At 64.1% G+C, this 15213-nt stretch carries 11 protein-coding genes and 10 tRNA genes; 4 read left to right on the plus strand and 17 right to left on the minus strand.

Translation table 11 applies throughout. From position 1 onward, the window contains the following. Positions 1–6 precede the first annotated feature (6 nt). Together gloB and HUT07_RS15100 are read left to right on the plus strand one after the other, a co-directional pair. Positions 7–771, plus strand: a complete 765-nt coding sequence (gene gloB / locus HUT07_RS15095) for a hydroxyacylglutathione hydrolase (RefSeq protein WP_132825805.1) — start codon at positions 7–9, stop codon at positions 769–771. Next, complete coding sequence (locus tag HUT07_RS15100) at positions 768–1970, plus strand: lytic transglycosylase domain-containing protein (RefSeq protein WP_176021613.1); 1203 nt, start codon at positions 768–770, stop codon at positions 1968–1970. The genes gloB and HUT07_RS15100 overlap by 4 nt, the downstream gene beginning before the upstream one ends. A 364-nt stretch (positions 1971–2334) precedes the next feature. On the opposite strand, the gene HUT07_RS15105 is transcribed toward HUT07_RS15100, so the two are convergent. The 17 genes from HUT07_RS15105 to HUT07_RS15185 form a co-directional block, all read right to left on the minus strand. Next, a complete protein-coding gene (locus HUT07_RS15105) occupies positions 2335–4290 on the minus strand; it encodes a peptidyl-prolyl cis-trans isomerase (RefSeq protein ID WP_176021614.1) in 1956 nt (651 codons plus the stop codon). Positions 4291–4474: 184 nt separating this feature from the next. Then, positions 4475–4551 (minus strand) — tRNA-Asp (locus HUT07_RS15110). Between the two features lie 107 nt (positions 4552–4658). Next, positions 4659–4735 (minus strand) — tRNA-Asp (locus HUT07_RS15115). Positions 4736–4824: 89 nt separating this feature from the next. After that, positions 4825–4901 (minus strand) — tRNA-Asp (locus HUT07_RS15120). 25 nt (positions 4902–4926) lie between these two features. Further along, positions 4927–5001 (minus strand) — tRNA-Val (locus HUT07_RS15125). Between the two features lie 11 nt (positions 5002–5012). Next, a complete protein-coding gene (locus tag HUT07_RS15130) occupies positions 5013–5285 on the minus strand; it encodes an HU family DNA-binding protein (RefSeq protein ID WP_004146343.1) in 273 nt (90 codons plus the stop codon). A gap of 218 nt (positions 5286–5503) precedes the next feature. Beyond that, on the minus strand, positions 5504–7957 hold the full coding sequence (gene lon, locus HUT07_RS15135) for an endopeptidase La (RefSeq protein ID WP_176021615.1): 2454 nt from the start codon (positions 7955–7957) through the stop codon (positions 5504–5506). A 142-nt stretch (positions 7958–8099) separates the two neighbouring features. Beyond that, the gene (clpX, locus tag HUT07_RS15140; RefSeq protein ID WP_176021616.1) at positions 8100–9389 is read right to left on the minus strand and encodes an ATP-dependent Clp protease ATP-binding subunit ClpX; all 1290 of its coding nucleotides are present in this window, start codon (positions 9387–9389) and stop codon (positions 8100–8102) included. A 126-nt stretch (positions 9390–9515) separates the two neighbouring features. Then, a complete protein-coding gene (gene clpP, locus HUT07_RS15145; RefSeq protein ID WP_025878142.1) occupies positions 9516–10142 on the minus strand; it encodes an ATP-dependent Clp endopeptidase proteolytic subunit ClpP in 627 nt (208 codons plus the stop codon). Positions 10143–10218: 76 nt separating this feature from the next. Beyond that, positions 10219–11514 (minus strand): trigger factor, encoded by a 1296-nt coding sequence (gene tig, locus HUT07_RS15150; RefSeq protein ID WP_176021617.1) that lies wholly within the window; start codon positions 11512–11514, stop codon positions 10219–10221. A gap of 191 nt (positions 11515–11705) precedes the next feature. Continuing rightward, positions 11706–11790 (minus strand) — tRNA-Leu (locus HUT07_RS15155). A gap of 124 nt (positions 11791–11914) precedes the next feature. Continuing rightward, a complete protein-coding gene (locus HUT07_RS15160; protein ID WP_176021618.1) occupies positions 11915–12244 on the minus strand; it encodes a hypothetical protein in 330 nt (109 codons plus the stop codon). Positions 12245–12717: 473 nt separating this feature from the next. Beyond that, positions 12718–12793: transfer RNA gene (locus HUT07_RS15165), tRNA-Lys, on the minus strand. 150 nt (positions 12794–12943) lie between these two features. Further along, positions 12944–13019 (minus strand) — tRNA-Lys (locus tag HUT07_RS15170). 79 nt (positions 13020–13098) lie between these two features. Next, a tRNA-His gene (locus HUT07_RS15175) sits at positions 13099–13175 on the minus strand. 173 nt (positions 13176–13348) lie between these two features. After that, positions 13349–13425 (minus strand) — tRNA-Arg (locus HUT07_RS15180). Positions 13426–13463: 38 nt separating this feature from the next. Next, positions 13464–13540: transfer RNA gene (locus HUT07_RS15185), tRNA-Pro, on the minus strand. Between the two features lie 181 nt (positions 13541–13721). Between HUT07_RS15185 and HUT07_RS15190 the strand changes: the two genes are divergently transcribed. Further along, the gene (locus HUT07_RS15190; RefSeq protein WP_176021619.1) at positions 13722–14480 is read left to right on the plus strand and encodes a Bax inhibitor-1/YccA family protein; all 759 of its coding nucleotides are present in this window, start codon (positions 13722–13724) and stop codon (positions 14478–14480) included. 96 nt (positions 14481–14576) lie between these two features. Next, complete coding sequence (locus HUT07_RS15195; protein ID WP_176021620.1) at positions 14577–15209, plus strand: flavin reductase family protein; 633 nt, start codon at positions 14577–14579, stop codon at positions 15207–15209. Positions 15210–15213 lie beyond the last annotated feature (4 nt).

The raw sequence follows: 15213 nt of genomic DNA on the forward strand, positions 1-15213 counted from the left end.
AATTCTATGCGACTGACTGCCCTGCCCGCATTTGCGGACAATTACATCTGGATGCTGATCGCCGACGACGGTGCTGCCGTGGTCGTCGATCCCGGCGACGCTGCGCCGGTACTGGCGCTGGCCGCGCAAGGCGTGCGTGTGGACACCATCCTGCTCACCCATCACCACGACGATCACATCGGCGGGGTACCAGCGCTGCAGGCGCGTTTCCCCGGCGTGCGCGTGGTTGCACCGGTCGAAGAGCGCATCCCGATGGCCACCGAACGAGTCGGTGAAGGTGAACGTGTTCAGGCACTGGGCCGGATGTTCCACGTACTATCCGTCCCCGGGCACACCCGCAGCCACATCGCGTTTCACACCGCTGAACAGCTTTTCAGCGGAGATTCGTTGTTCAGCCTGGGCTGTGGACGCCTGTTCGAAGGTACGCCGTCCCAGCTGCTGGCATCGATGCGCAAGCTGGGTGCCCTGCCCGCGCAACTGCTGCTGTGTTGCGCTCACGAGTACACCGTGTCAAATGCCGTCTTCGCGCGGCATGTCGACCCCGCCAACGCTGCCTTGTTGCAGCGCCAAGAGGAGGCTTTGGCCATGCGCCGCGATGACCGTTCCACCCTGCCAGTATCCCTGGCCGATGAAATTGCCTGTAATCCGTTCCTGCGTACCCACACTGCGCCCATCCGCGCGGCCGTGTCGGCGCACCTGGGGCGCGAGGTCGTGGACGACGTCGACGTCATGGCCGGTCTCCGGCACTGGAAAGACGGCTTCCGCGCATGAGTCGCCGAAGTCTGCCGCTGGCCCTGGGTCTTGTCCTGGGGTTGGCCGGAACTGCCGGCGCACAATCGCTGGGCGCCGGCATCAGCCAGAACCTGACCGCCGCCTCGGCCCTGCCGCTGGATCCGTCGACACTGCCGGCCGCATCGGTACGCAACGGCCAGGAGATCTTCTCCAGCTTCCGCGACGGTCTGGCCGAACCGAGCTGCGACGCCGAGGCGACCAGCCCGCGCTGGCAGAAGCAGTTCGCCCACGCCCCTTCGCGGCTGGCCAACCAGGATGACGACGCGCTGGTGCTGTTCGGTTACGTGGTCGAAGAACTGCGCAAAGCCAACCTGCCGACCGAATTCGCCCTGATTCCCTTCGTCGAAAGCGGCTACCGGCCCAATGCCCGCAACGGCAGCGGCCCGACCGGCCTGTGGCAGTTCATCGCCACCACTGCACGCAACCATCGCGTGCCGATGAGCAACAACTACGACGGCCGGCTGTCGGCAGTGGAGTCCACCCAGGCCGCCGTGCGCTACCTGAAGACCCTGCATGGCATGTTCGGTGGTGACTGGCGCCTGGCTACCATGGCCTACAACGCCGGCGAGTACCGCGTGCTGCAGTCCATGCGCAAGGCTGGCATGAATGCGCAGAACGCCAAGCCGGCCGGCCTGCCCGGGCTGTCGCCGGTCACCCATGCCTACGTCGAGAAGCTGCATGCCCTGGCCTGCGTGCTGGAAGACGTGGAAGACCAGCCGGGCGTGATGGCCTCGCTGGACCGCACCGTACCGGTGCTGAAGGACCACACCCTGCCGGCGGGCACCAGCGTCCAGCAGTGGGCCGCACAGCGCGCCCTGGACCCGGCGAAGATCGCCCGCTTGAACCCGGCGCTGGCCGCCGGCAACCGCCCGTCGGGCACGGCGCGCGTCCTGGCGCCGGTCTCAGCGTCCAACGCGAACGTTGCCGACATCGCCAGCACGGCCGTCGCCACCGCCCTGGCCAGCACCGCCAGCACTGCGCCGGCCCCGCAGGTGGCAAAGGTGGTCGCGTCGGCTGCTGATCGTCCGCGCAACCGTCGCCACACCGTGCGCAACGGCGAATCTGCCTGGACCATCGCCCGTCGCTACGGCATGCCGGTCAAGGCACTGTTGTCGCTGAACGGCTTGAGCGGCAGCGCCGTGTTGAAGCCAGGCGCGGTACTGCGCGTCGAAGACTGAGGTCTTCGCGGCGCTGTCGCGCGGTTTACGGCCAACGGCGGAGCCCCTCGCGGGTGGCCGCAGCAGCAATCATGAGTTGGGACGAGCGAGGTGGGCCCACGGGGGACGCCGTGAACCCATCCTTGGGGGCTTGGCCGCGGCATCCATGCCGCGGACACCCCCGCGCGCCCACCCCGCCCGTCCCCTGATAGTTTCTGGTGGCACCCACGGATCAGAAGATGAAGAGCAGGGGCAGACGCGTGTCGCTTCTGGTAGCGGCCGACCTTGGTCGGCACTCATTGCTCGGGTCACGGTTTGATCGAGGTTGCGACAACAAAAAAGGCCCGGCTGTGCCGGGCCTTTTCGTTCCTGCTCGCCAGCGGGCTTACAGGTTCGCTTCGGTGGTCTGCACCAGGAAGCGCTTGCGCATCGCGTCGATGTAGGCCTTGGCCGCAGCCATGCCGTCGATCTGGCTCAGCTGGTCCTTCAACTGCTTCTGCTGCTCGGCGGTCACTTCCTTGATGTCGCCCGGGTTGACCTTGTTCACCGCGAAGACCAGCGCATGGCCGTTGACATCGACCTTGCCGTAGCTCGGCTTGCCTTCGGCCGGCATCGGCGCGCTGAAGATTGCGCGGTTGATTTCCGGGGTCGGCACCGGCTGGCTGCGCGGCAGGCCCGGCATCGGGCTCAGCTGCAGCTTCTCGCTGGCGGCCAGCGACTGCAGGGTCGCGCCCGCCTTCAGCTTGGCCAGCAGGGCATCAGCGGCCTTGTCACCGGCCTGGCGCTGACGATCGGCACGGATCGCGGCGATCACCTGCTCGCGGGCCTTGTCCAACGGCATCGCCTGCTCCGGGGTATGCGCGGCTACGCGGATCACCACGCTGTGGTTGCTGCTGCCACCCAGGGCGATCGGATCGCTGGCGGTACCGTCCTGCACCAGGACGTCGGAGAAGGCAGCACGCAGTACGGCCGGATCAGCGGCAATGCCGGTGGCGGACGTACGGGTGATCGGGCCCAGCGTCTGCATCGACAGACCGACGTCCTTGGCCGCTGCGGCCAGATCGCTCGGGCTCTTGTTGATGGCATCGACCAGGCGGCCTGCCAGATCGTTGAAGCCGCGCTCGCCGTCGGCCTTCAGCTGCTCGGCAGCCAAGGTGTCACGCACTTCTTCGAACGACTTGCCCTGGCCACCACGAACCGCCGCGACCTTGATGATGTGATAGCCGAAGTCGGTCTTGACCGGGCCGATCACTTCACCCGCCTTGGCACCAAACAACGCGTCTTCAAACGGCTTGACCATCGCGCCGCGTTCCACCCAACCCAGGTCACCGCCCTGCGCCTTGGAACCGGGATCTTCCGAGTTCGCCTTGGCCAGCGCGGCAAAGTCGGCACCTGCCGCCTTTGCTTCCACAGCCAGCTTGGCAGCCTTGGCTTCCGCACCGTCGCCAGTGATCAGGATGTGCGCCGCCTGGCGCTGTTCCGGCGTGGTGAACTTGGCCTTCTCGTCGTCGTAGCGCTTGCGCAGGGTCGCTTCGTCGGCCGCGGTCGGCGCCGGCAGATTCGCACCATTGAGCTCGACATATTCCAGCGACACCGATTCGGCCTGGCGGAAATCCTTGCCATGGCTGTCGTACCACTGCTTGATCTGCGCATCGGTCACCGGCGCGGTATCGGCCGGGACTTCCGGCAGCGCGGCCAGTTCCACGTCACGGGTCTCGCCCAGCAGCTTCAACAGGCGCTCGGTCTCGGCCTGGGTGACAAAGCCGGAATTCTGCAGGCCCGACGGGATCACCGACTGCTGCAGGCTCTCACGCACCAGCTCCTGGAACTGGGTCGGCGTGCGCGGCGGATTGCCACCGGCCAGGGCCAGGCGGTAGTTGCTCTCGCTGAACTTGCCATCGGCACCCAGGAAGCCCGGAATGGTGGTGATGTATTCGCGGACAGCACCGTCGCCAATCACGACACCGGCCTGCTCACCAACCAGGCGCACGACCTGCTCGTCGATCAACTGGTCGAGCACGGCCAGCTTGTTCTCGGTGCTTTCGAACGCGCGCGGGTCGAAGTTCTCGCCCTGCTGCTGGCGTTCGCGCATGCGCTCCTGCTCGAAACGGGTGCGGAAGTCCTGTGCACTGATCTCATGGTGCTGCCACATCATGCGCACCGGCCACCAGGACGGTGCCGAGCGCCACCAGGTCGGCGGCGCCGAAACCTTGGCTACGTTCTGTGCGCCGACGCCACCGAGGTAGCTGTTGTCGATCACGAACAGGAACGGAATCATCAGCAGCCCCAGGATCACAGTGACGATCCAGCCTGAGGTCTTGTCGCGGAGTTTCTGCAGCATGGTGAGGAATCACAAGGCTTGATAGGCGAGCCCGGCAGTGTAACCCGCTTCGCGGCGTGGACCAAAAGCAGTGCCGGTGGGGCCTGGCGCCTCCCGACCCCGGCGGTCGACACGATCGCGTGCATCAAATGATGAAAACGGCACAAAGAAAAAGCCCCCGACTTGCGTCGAGGGCTCTTAGAGTTGGCGGAGCGGACGGGACTCGAACCCGCGACCTCCGGCGTGACAGGCCAGCATTCTAACCAGCTGAACTACCGCTCCGCGCTTGAAACTTTGCAGGCGCTCAGTATATCCGAAGACTTCCTGAAAACCTACCCCGCTGAACACTTTTTTCAAAGTTTTTTCACGAGGATTTAAGAGTTTTGCAATGGCGGAGCGGACGGGACTCGAACCCGCGACCTCCGGCGTGACAGGCCAGCATTCTAACCAGCTGAACTACCGCTCCGTATTGCAGACCTCTTTGTTTTCTCTGCAACCGGATGGTTGGAGAGAAAACAAGGCCCCCAGCTTTTCGGCCGGGGGCCTCGTTGAAATTGGCGGAGCGGACGGGACTCGAACCCGCGACCTCCGGCGTGACAGGCCAGCATTCTAACCAGCTGAACTACCGCTCCACATTTCAAACTTACCGCGGTGCTGTGGTGGGTGCTGAGGGTTTCGAACCCCCGACCCTCTCCGTGTAAAGGAGACGCTCTACCGCTGAGCTAAGCACCCCAGCGAGCCGCTTAGTTTACAGCATCCTTCAGGGCCTTACCAGCCTTGAACGACGGATTCTTCGAAGCAGCGATCTTGATGGTGTCGCCGGTCTTCGGGTTGCGGCCGGTGCGGGCGGCACGGTCGCGGACCTGGAAGGTACCGAAGCCAACCAGGGTGACCGCATCGCCGTCCTTCAGCGCCTTGGTGACGGCAGCAACGACGGCATCGACAGCGCGGCTGGACTCGGCCTTGGTCAGGTCGGCGGCTTCAGCAACGGCATCGATCAATTCGGTCTTGTTCATTCTGTACAACTCCTTTGGCGGTGGGTTCCGCGTATTCGACAGGGAAGCAACCGCACGACGTCTGCATGCGGTTGCCATGTGGAAACGGTTCGCCGAATTCAGTGAGCGCTGACTGCGGTCACTCATTCGCGAGTGCTGCTTTTATACCAGCGGCCCTACCCCCACGCAAGCTGGAAAGCCAGCAACGACGCGGGTTTCAAGCATTTCGACAGGACGCATCAATGCTTGACGCGCGCGTTTCCACTCGGTTTGGCCTTGCTGCGCACCGTGACGCGCTGCGCACTCTTGCGCGTCTTCTTCGGTGCCAGCGGACGTTCCAGCGCCAGATCGAGCACTTGCTCGATGTACTTCACCGGCACGATCTCCAGATCGCGGGTGACGTTGGCCGGAATGTCGGCAAGATCCTTGCGGTTCTCTTCGGGGATGATGACCGTGCGGATTCCGCCGCGCAGCGCAGCCAGCAACTTCTCCTTCAGGCCGCCGATCGCGGTGACGCGACCACGCAGGGTGATTTCGCCGGTCATCGCCACATCGGCACGCACCGCCACCTTGGTCAGCATCGACACCAGCGAAGTCACCATCGCCGCACCGGCACTGGGGCCATCCTTCGGCGTCGCACCATCGGGTACGTGCAGATGCACGTCATGCTTCTGCAGGAACTCCGGATCGATACCGAAGCCGACCGCGCGCGAACGCACCACCGACAACGCCGCCGACGCCGACTCCTTCATCACGTTGCCGAGCTGGCCGGTCAGGATCAGCTGGCCCTTGCCCGGTACCAGCGTCGATTCGATCTGCAGCAGATCGCCACCGACTTCGGTCCAGGCCAGACCCGTGACCAGACCGATCTCGTTCTCTTCTTCGGCACGGCCGAAATCGAAGCGACGCACGCCCAGGTACTTGTCCAGGTTCTTGCTCGACACGCTCACCAGCGCCTTGGTCCTGCGCGCGCCCTTCTTCGCCTTCGCCACCGGCTGCGGCCCACCCAGTGCGATTTCCTTCACCACCTTGCGGCAGATCTTGGCAATCTCGCGTTCCAGGTTGCGCACGCCGGATTCGCGCGTGTAGTAACGCACGATGTCCTGGATCGCATCGCTGCCGATCTCCAGCTCTTCCGGCTTCAGGCCGCTGGCCTTGATCTGCTTGGGCGACAGGTAGCGGGTGGCGATGTTGAGCTTCTCATCCTCGGTGTAACCGGGGATGCGGATCACTTCCATGCGGTCCAGCAGCGGGCCCGGAATGTTGAGCGAATTGGACGTGGCCACGAACATCACTTCGGACAGGTCCAGGTCCACTTCCAGGTAGTGGTCGTTGAAGGCGTTGTTCTGCTCGGGGTCGAGCACTTCCAGCAGCGCCGAGGACGGATCGCCGCGGAAGTCCATCGACATCTTGTCGATCTCGTCCAGCACGAACAGCGGGTTCTTGCTGCCGACCTTGTTGAGGTTCTGCACGATGCGGCCCGGCATCGAACCGACATAGGTACGACGGTGGCCACGGATCTCGGCTTCGTCGCGCACGCCGCCCAGCGACATGCGCACGAACTTGCGGTTGGTGGCCTTGGCGATGGACTGCCCCAGCGAGGTCTTGCCCACGCCCGGCGGCCCGACCAGGCACAGGATCGGGCCCTTCATCTGCTTCACCCGCGACTGCACCGCCAGGTACTCAAGGATGCGTTCCTTGACCTTCTCCAGGCCGTAGTGATCGGCATCGAGGGTGTCCTGCGCGGCTTTCAGGTCCTTGCGCACCTTGCTGCGCTTCTTCCACGGCACGCCCAGCAGCCACTCCAGGTAGTTGCGCACGACCGCCGCTTCGGCGGACATCGGCGACATCTGCTTGAGCTTGTTGAGCTCGTTGCGCGCCTTGGTCTCCACCGGCTTGGGCATGCCCGCTTCGGCGATCTTGCGCGCCAGTTCTTCCAGTTCGCCCGGCGCGTCGTCCAGATCACCCAGTTCCTTCTGGATGGCCTTCATCTGTTCGTTGAGGTAGTACTCGCGCTGGCTCTTTTCCATCTGCGACTTCACGCGGCCGCGGATGCGCTTTTCCATCTGCTGCACGTCGATCTCGCCGTCGACCAGACCGACCAGCATCTCCAGGCGCTCGCCCACGGCCAGCGTTTCCAGCAGGCGCTGCTTGTCCGACAAGCGCACGCTGATATGCGCGGCAATGGTATCGGCCAGGCGCGTCGGCTCATCGATGCCGGCCAGGGTCTGCAACAGCTCCGGCGGCAGCTTGCGGTTGGTCTTGACGTACTGCTCGAACAACGACATCAGCGAGCGGGCGATGGCCTCGATCTCGCGCGGCTCGCGCGCGTCGGCGGCCTCGATTTCCACGGCCTGGCCGTGCAGCGATCCATCACGTTCGCTGACGCTGGTCACCTGCACGCGCGACAGGCCTTCGACCAGCACCTTGATGGTGCCGTCGGGCAGCTTCAGCAGCTGCAGTACCTGCGCCAGGGTACCGACCTGGTAGAGGTCGGCGGCCTGCGGATCGTCGGTTTCGGCCGACTTCTGCGCCAGCAGCAGGATGCGCTTGTCCGCTTCCATCGCCTGTTCCAGCGCATGCATGGACTTGTCGCGGCCGACAAACAGCGGGATGACCATGTGCGGGAATACCACTACGTCGCGCAGCGGCAGGACCGGCAGGTCGAGGGTCTCACTTGGGGAACGGGCCATGGGGGCTCCAGGGAAGGGGAAAACCGTCTCCGGGAGGGCATCTTCCGGAGACAAAAAAAGCCGATGGCCCCGTTATGGGGCCATCGGCTTTCAGATGCAAGGCGTTCGGAGAAAATTCTTTCTATTCAACAAGTTGAAAGAATCACTCGGCGCCCGCGGCCTTCTGTTCAGGGGCTGGCGGGGCCTGGTAGATCAGGTACGGCTCGGACTTGTGCTCGATCACCGATTCATCCACGACAACCTTGCTGACGTTTTCCTGCGACGGCAGGTCATACATGGTGTCCAGCAGGACCGATTCGACGATGGTACGCAGGCCACGGGCACCGGTCTTGCGCTTGAGCGCCTTCTTGGCGATGGCCGACAACGCGTCCGGACGGAACTCCAGCTCGACGTTCTCCATCTCGAACAGCTTCTTGAACTGCTTGGTGATGGCGTTCTTCGGCTCGGTCAGGATGCGGATCAGGGCCGGCTCGTCCAGTTCCTCCAGGGTCGCGACCACCGGCAGGCGGCCCACGAACTCGGGAATCAGGCCGAACTTGATCAGGTCTTCCGGCTCGACTTCGGCCAGCACCTTGCCCACTTCCTGCTTGCGCTCGCTGCTCTTCACCTTGGCGCCGAAACCGATGCCGCCGGCGTCGTTGGAACGCTGCTGGATCACCTTGTCCAGCCCAGCGAACGCGCCGCCGCAGATGAACAGGATGTTCTTGGTGTCCACCTGCAGGAATTCCTGCTGCGGATGCTTGCGCCCACCCTGCGGCGGAACGCTGGCCACGGTGCCTTCGATCAGCTTCAACAGGGCCTGCTGCACGCCTTCGCCGGACACATCGCGGGTGATCGACGGGTTCTCGCTCTTGCGCGAGATCTTGTCGATTTCATCGATGTAGACGATGCCCTGCTGCGCCTTCTCGACGTCGTAATCGCACTTCTGCAGCAGTTTCTGGATGATGTTCTCCACGTCCTCGCCCACGTAACCGGCTTCGGTCAGCGTGGTGGCGTCGGCCATGGTGAACGGCACGTTGAGCAGGCGGGCCAGGGTCTCGGCCAGCAGGGTCTTGCCCGAACCGGTCGGACCGACCAGCAGGATGTTCGACTTCGCCAGCTCGACTTCGTCGTTCTTCTGGCGGCTCTCGATGCGCTTGTAGTGGTTGTACACGGCCACGGCCAAGGTCCGCTTCGCACGGTTCTGGCCGATCACGTACTGGTCGAGCACCTCGAGGATCTCGCGCGGCTTGGGCAGCGAACTGCGCGCCGACTGCGCCTTTTCCTCAAGCTCTTCACGGATGATGTCGTTGCACAGCTCCACGCACTCATCGCAGATGAACACGCTCGGACCGGCAATCAGCTTGCGCACTTCATGCTGGCTCTTGCCGCAGAAAGAGCAGTAGAGGATCTTGCCGGTGTCCGTGGAACGACCTTGGCGGTCTTCGCTCATGCTTCGCTTACCCAGTTACGCCACCCGCTGAACGGGGGTTCGATTCGAGAATAACACAGGGCCGGAAGGACATCAGTCCACCCGACCCTGCAGGAACGGGGCCTGCCATGGCCCCGTGGATGCCGGTCAGCCGGCCTGGATCGACTCTTCCGGACGACGCTCCAGCACCTGGTCGACCAGGCCGTAGGCGACCGCATCGACCGCGCTCTTGAAGTTGTCGCGCTCGGTATCACGCGCGATGGTCTCCAGCGACTGGCCGGTGTGCTTGGCCAGCACCTCGTTCAGACGCGCACGCAGGGTCAGGATCTCGCGTGCGTGGATGTCGATGTCGGTGGCCTGGCCCTGGAAACCACCCAGCGGCTGGTGGATCATCACGCGCGAATTCGGCAGCGCATAGCGCTTGCCGGCCGCGCCGGAAGCCAGCAGCAGCGCGCCCATCGAGGCGGCCTGGCCGACGCAGATGGTGCTCACGTCCGGCTTGATGTACTGCATGGTGTCGTAGATCGCCATGCCGGCGGTGACCACGCCACCCGGCGAGTTGATGTAGATGCTGATGTCCTTTTCCGGGTTTTCCGCTTCCAGGAACAGCAACTGCGCCACCACCACGTTGGCCATGTGATCGTCGATCGGGCCAACCAGGAAGATCAGGCGCTCCTTCAACAGGCGCGAATAGATGTCGTAGGCACGCTCGCCGCGGCTGGTCTGCTCGACCACCATGGGAACCATGTTCAGGGCTTTGGTTCGGTTGTCCATTTCGTGAGGTACCTATCTTGGGGGGAAACACCCCCGCGCCAGGGCTGACGCGGGGTATCCGGCAATCCGCCAGGGATTACTGGCGGATCGCGTCCTGGAACGACAGCTTTTCTTCAGTGTGCTGGGCGCGCTCGGCGATCCAGTCGATCACCTGCTCTTCCATCACGCGGTTCTGCAGGCCAGACATGAGCTGGGGGTCGTTGCGGTACATCTCAATGACCTGCTCCGGCTCTTCGTAGGTCGACGCGATCAGACGCATCGTTTCATTCAGACGCTTCGGCTCCAGGCGCAGGTCGTTGCTGCGGGCCACTTCGCCGACCACCAGGCCGACCAGCACGCGCTTGGCCGCCGCGTCCTTGAAGCCTTCGTGGGCGTCGGCCGGGATTTCGCCCGGGTTGCGGCCGCTGCGGCGGATCTGCTCGACCTGCTGGGCCAGCATGGCGCGGGCTTCGTTCTCGACCAGGCGCGGCGGCATTTCCACCGAAGCGTAGGCGGCGATCAGCTGCTCGCCGACTTCACGACGCAGGCGATTCATCAGCGCGCCCTTCAGCTCGCGCTCGAGGTTGGCGCGGATGTCGCTGCGGAACTGCTCGACGTCGCCGCCCTTCACGCCGAAGCTCTTGATGAAGACTTCGTCGACCGCCGGCACGACCGGCTCGGAGACGTCGGTGACCTTGACGGTGACCTGCACGGTCTTGCCCGCCAGCGCCGGCACGCGCCAGTCAGCCGGGAACGCGACGTCCAAGGTCTTCTCTTCGTCCTTGGCCATGCCGACCAGGCCCTGCTCGATGGTCTCGAACATCATGCCCTGACCGAGCACGATGCTGCCCTTCTCGGTGCCTTCGGCCGGCAGGCGCTCGTCACCGGCCTGCGACCAGGTTTCCAGTGCGACCAGGTCGCCGTCCTGTGCGGCACGGGTGACCGGCGACCAGCTGCGACGCTGGGTCTGCAGGTTTTCGATCATCTGGTCGATGTCGGCGTCGGTGATCTCGGCGGTGTGGCGCACGACGGTCAGCTTGCTGACGTCGATGTCACCGAAGTCCGGCACCACTTCGACGGTGGCCACGAAGGAGAACTCGCCCTCGTCGCCCTTGTCGATGCGCGGGCTGCCGACGATGCGCAGGTCGTGCTCACGCACGGCGGCGTCGAAGGTTTCACGCAGCAGGCCGTCCAGCGCCTCGCCACGGACCTGCGCGCCGAAGCGCTGCTCGATCACCTTGGCCGGCACTTTGCCCGGACGGAAACCCTTGATGCGGGTGGTGCGGGCGATTTCGCCCAGGCGGCCGTTGATGTGGCTCTGCAGACGGTCTTCCGGCAGCGAGAAGCTCAGGCGGCGTTCCAGGTTGCCGATGGTTTCGATCGAAGCTTGCATGTTGACTCCTGCCACCGGTGGCGCCCTGGCCCCCGGCTCGATGATGGATGAAACGGTTGTAAGGACACGACGTCGATGACGCGCCTGCTTGCCGCAGCCCTTTAGTTTCGCCCAATTCGGGCGGCGCCGCCAGCATGGCCGGGCGCAGGGGTTGACGCGGGATGCCCGACTGGGCGGGGGACGAGCCGGCCTGGTGCGAAAGGGGGGACTCGAACCCCCACGCCTTGCGGCACTGGAACCTAAATCCAGGGCGTCTACCAATTCCGCCACTTTCGCGTGGCCGGCTCAGGTGTTCATTGTTGCAGGCGGGGGCGGAAAGCGGAAGGCTTCCACAAAACTGAATACGCCAGATGACTGGCAGAAGCGGCCCGGGCGGCGGCGGCCGCCCCGGACCATCGGATCACTGCGCGGGCTGTGCCGGCTCCGACACCGCAACGTCACCGTCCAGCCCCGCATCACGCTTGCGGATCTCAAGCGTCGAGCCGTCTTCGGAGCGCCTCATTTCAACCGCATCCGCCGGCACCCCCTGCCCCGTCGCCTGGGCCGGACGCATGGCCGTCGCCACGTCGACCGGTTGCGCGGGGACATGCTCGACATCCGCAGCGCGCTCCACCGTCTGCGCGTGGTCAGGCGCGCCCCCGGCAGTGGCGGTGTCGTCAGCCCTGCAGCCAGACAGGGCGATCAGCACCGCGCTGGACAGGATCACGCCCACGCTTTTGTTGACTGCCATCGAAGCACTCCTCATGCATGCGCCTTCGGCGCGGAACACCTATTGGGAGCGATGCGGCCGGCAACCGGTGAGAAGCAGCTCACAGCATTGAACATGCCGATGACGCATTTGACGCTGATTTCAGCTGTGCTTCAGTAGATCCACGCCGCGCGCGGATGAACACATCAATGCGTTCGGCACCCACTCCATGACGGGGATCCACCGACGCTGCCGCAGGCAAGAAAAAAGCCACTTGGCGGACCAAGTGGCTTTCGTCTGGTGGGCTGTCAAGGATTCGAACCTTGGGGACGCGGCTGCGCATTCGCGCTGCCGCCCCACGCGCCGCTGCGCATCGCGCGGGCCCCTCTCACCAACACCCACATCCCCCCGGCTTCGCCGCGCCCCCTTGACTCAAGGGGGCTATCCTCCAGCCGGCTCCACGCCAGTGGAGACATAAAGAAAAAAGCCACTTGGCGGACCAAGTGGCTTTCGTCTGGTGGGCTGTCAAGGATTCGAACCTTGGACCTATTGATTAAGAGTCAACTGCTCTACCAACTGAGCTAACAGCCCGAAATCGGGGGGCGAATTATCACCCGATCCGCGGGGGTGTTGCAAGTACTTTCTTCAACCTCGCTGAAACAAGCACTGCAACCGGCGATCCATCGCGAAGGGTTACATCTGAAGAAAAAAACCACCGGGCTGACCCGATGGCTTCTGTCTTGGTGGGCTGTCAAGGATTCGAACCTTGGACCTATTGATTAAGAGTCAACTGCTCTACCAACTGAGCTAACAGCCCTTGAAACTCAGACGCACATTGTAGCGTGCACTCTGTTTATTGCAATACCGTTTCGGCGCTGCCGATGCGGTTGAATCAGTGGGGTGGCTGAGGGGATTCGAACCCCCGACCACCGGAATCACAATCCGGTACTCTAACCAACTGAGCTACAGCCACCACTGAAACTTTCGCTTCACCGCCTATACCGCCGACGCTGAGGCTTGATACGTTGCCCGAGGACTGTCACCGAAGTTCCGGTCCGCCGAAGCGAGTCCGACATTCTGGTGGAGTCGCCCGGGTTTTGCAAGCACTTCTTCACATCTGCCAGTTGCGTTCCGGTGTCGCACCAATGGCGCGCCCGACAGGAATCGAACCTGTAACCGCCGGCTTAGAAGGCCGGTGCTCTATCCAGTTGAGCTACGGGCGCCCGAACCGGAACGGCGTCCAATCCGACGTGATGTGGATTGGTCGGGGTAGAGGGATTCGAACCCCCGACATCCTGCTCCCAAAGCAGGCGCGCTACCAGACTGCGCTATACCCCGGTGTTGCAATCCCCTCGGGCGTGAACCCGGGGAGCTGACCATTGTGGCCAAGCGCCCTGCGAACTGTCAACGCGCAATCCCCGCCCCACGTCACCATGACCACAGCTTACGCAGCCATCGGCTATGCTCGCATCCATCGGCCGGATGGCCGAATCGCCCCCTTTTCGCACGGAGACCTCGCATGCGCAGCGGCAACCCGGCTCTTTCCGAGTCGACCTTCCTCGATCTGGCCAGTGGCTCGGTGGTAACCAGCCCCGGCCAGGTCATGACCCTCAATGGCACCGTCAACAAAACCGGCTTCCTGCTGCTGCTGACCGTACTGACCGCAGCGTTCGCCTGGAACCAGACCGTGGACGACTACGGCCAGGTGATGGCCGGCGCCAAGCTGTACGCCATGGGCGGCGCGATCGGCGGCCTGGTGCTGGCCCTGATCACCGTCTTCAAGAAGGAATGGTCGCCGGTCACCGCGCCGCTCTATGCACTGGTGGAGGGCCTGTTCCTGGGCGCCATCTCGGCCGTGTTCAACATGAAGTTCCCGGGCATCGTGTTCCAGGCGGTGCTGCTGACCTTCGGCACCTTGTTCGCGCTGCTGTTCGCCTACCGCAGCGGCTTGATCAAGGCCACCGAGAACTTCAAGCTCGGCGTGGTCGCCGCCACTGGCGGCATCGCCCTGCTGTACCTGGCGTCGTTCGTGCTGGGCTTCTTCAACATCAACGTGCCGGTGATCCATGACGCCAGCTGGCTCGGCATCGCCTTCAGCCTGTTCGTGGTGGTCGTGGCCGCTCTGAACCTGGTGCTGGATTTCGACTTCATCGAAACCGGCGTGGCCCAGCGCGCGCCGAAGTACATGGAATGGTATGGCGCATTCGGCCTGATGGTGACCCTGGTCTGGCTGTATGTGGAATTCCTGCGCCTGCTGTCGAAGATCCAGCAACGCTGATCCAGACCATGCCGTAAACGACAAGGCCGCGGTCCGTCTGGATCGCGGCCTTTTTTGTAGCGTCGAGCACGCTCGCCCCCCCCGCAAACACGCCCCATGACAGACACCCTCCCTCCCCGCGTCCACAGCTACCGCCCGGCCGAGGGCCATCGCCTGCCACACGATCCCTTCAACGCCATCATCGGCCCGCGCCCGATCGGCTGGATTTCCAGCCGCGACAGCGAAGGCACTCTGAACCTGGCGCCCTACAGCTTCTTCAACGCCTTCAACTACACCCCACCGATCATTGGTTTCTCCAGCCAGGGGCGCAAAGACTCGCTGCGCAACATCGAAGCCACGGGTGAGTTCGTCTGGAACCTCGCCACGTTCGATCTGGCCCAAGCCATGAACGAAAGCTGCCGCGCAGTCGCGCCTGACGTGGACGAGTTCGCATTGGCAGGGCTGACGCCACTGCCCTCGGAGCAGGTTGCGCCGCCGCGTGTGGCGCAGAGCCCGGTGAGCATGGAATGCCGCTGCACACAGATCGTGCGCCTGCGCGATGCAGCCGGTAGCGACACCAATGGCTGGCTGGTCCTGGGAGAAGTGGTCGCGGTGCATATCGATACGCGACTGCTCGTCGACGGTGTCTACGACACTGCCGCGAGCGACACCATCCTGCGCGGCGGCGGACCGGCCGACTATTTCCGGATCAGCGCCGAGCAACGCTTCCGCATGCCGCGCCCCGCCTGAGCCC

The organism is Stenotrophomonas sp. NA06056, assembly GCF_013364355.1.
Lineage (GTDB): Bacteria > Pseudomonadota > Gammaproteobacteria > Xanthomonadales > Xanthomonadaceae > Stenotrophomonas.

Bases quoted from the DNA above. Each gene is read 5' to 3' on its own strand.
- gloB (WP_132825805.1), top strand. From the start codon at position 7: ATGCGACTGACTGCCCTGCCCGCATTTGCGGACAATTACATCTGGATG.
- HUT07_RS15100 (WP_176021613.1), top strand. From the start codon at position 768: ATGAGTCGCCGAAGTCTGCCGCTGGCCCTGGGTCTTGTCCTGGGGTTG.
- HUT07_RS15105 (WP_176021614.1), bottom strand. From the start codon at position 4,290: ATGCTGCAGAAACTCCGCGACAAGACCTCAGGCTGGATCGTCACTGTG.
- HUT07_RS15130 (WP_004146343.1), bottom strand. From the start codon at position 5,285: ATGAACAAGACCGAATTGATCGATGCCGTTGCTGAAGCCGCCGACCTG.
- lon (WP_176021615.1), bottom strand. From the start codon at position 7,957: ATGGCCCGTTCCCCAAGTGAGACCCTCGACCTGCCGGTCCTGCCGCTG.
- clpX (WP_176021616.1), bottom strand. From the start codon at position 9,389: ATGAGCGAAGACCGCCAAGGTCGTTCCACGGACACCGGCAAGATCCTC.
- clpP (WP_025878142.1), bottom strand. From the start codon at position 10,142: ATGGACAACCGAACCAAAGCCCTGAACATGGTTCCCATGGTGGTCGAG.
- tig (WP_176021617.1), bottom strand. From the start codon at position 11,514: ATGCAAGCTTCGATCGAAACCATCGGCAACCTGGAACGCCGCCTGAGC.
- HUT07_RS15160 (WP_176021618.1), bottom strand. From the start codon at position 12,244: ATGGCAGTCAACAAAAGCGTGGGCGTGATCCTGTCCAGCGCGGTGCTG.
- HUT07_RS15190 (WP_176021619.1), top strand. From the start codon at position 13,722: ATGCGCAGCGGCAACCCGGCTCTTTCCGAGTCGACCTTCCTCGATCTG.
- HUT07_RS15195 (WP_176021620.1), top strand. From the start codon at position 14,577: ATGACAGACACCCTCCCTCCCCGCGTCCACAGCTACCGCCCGGCCGAG.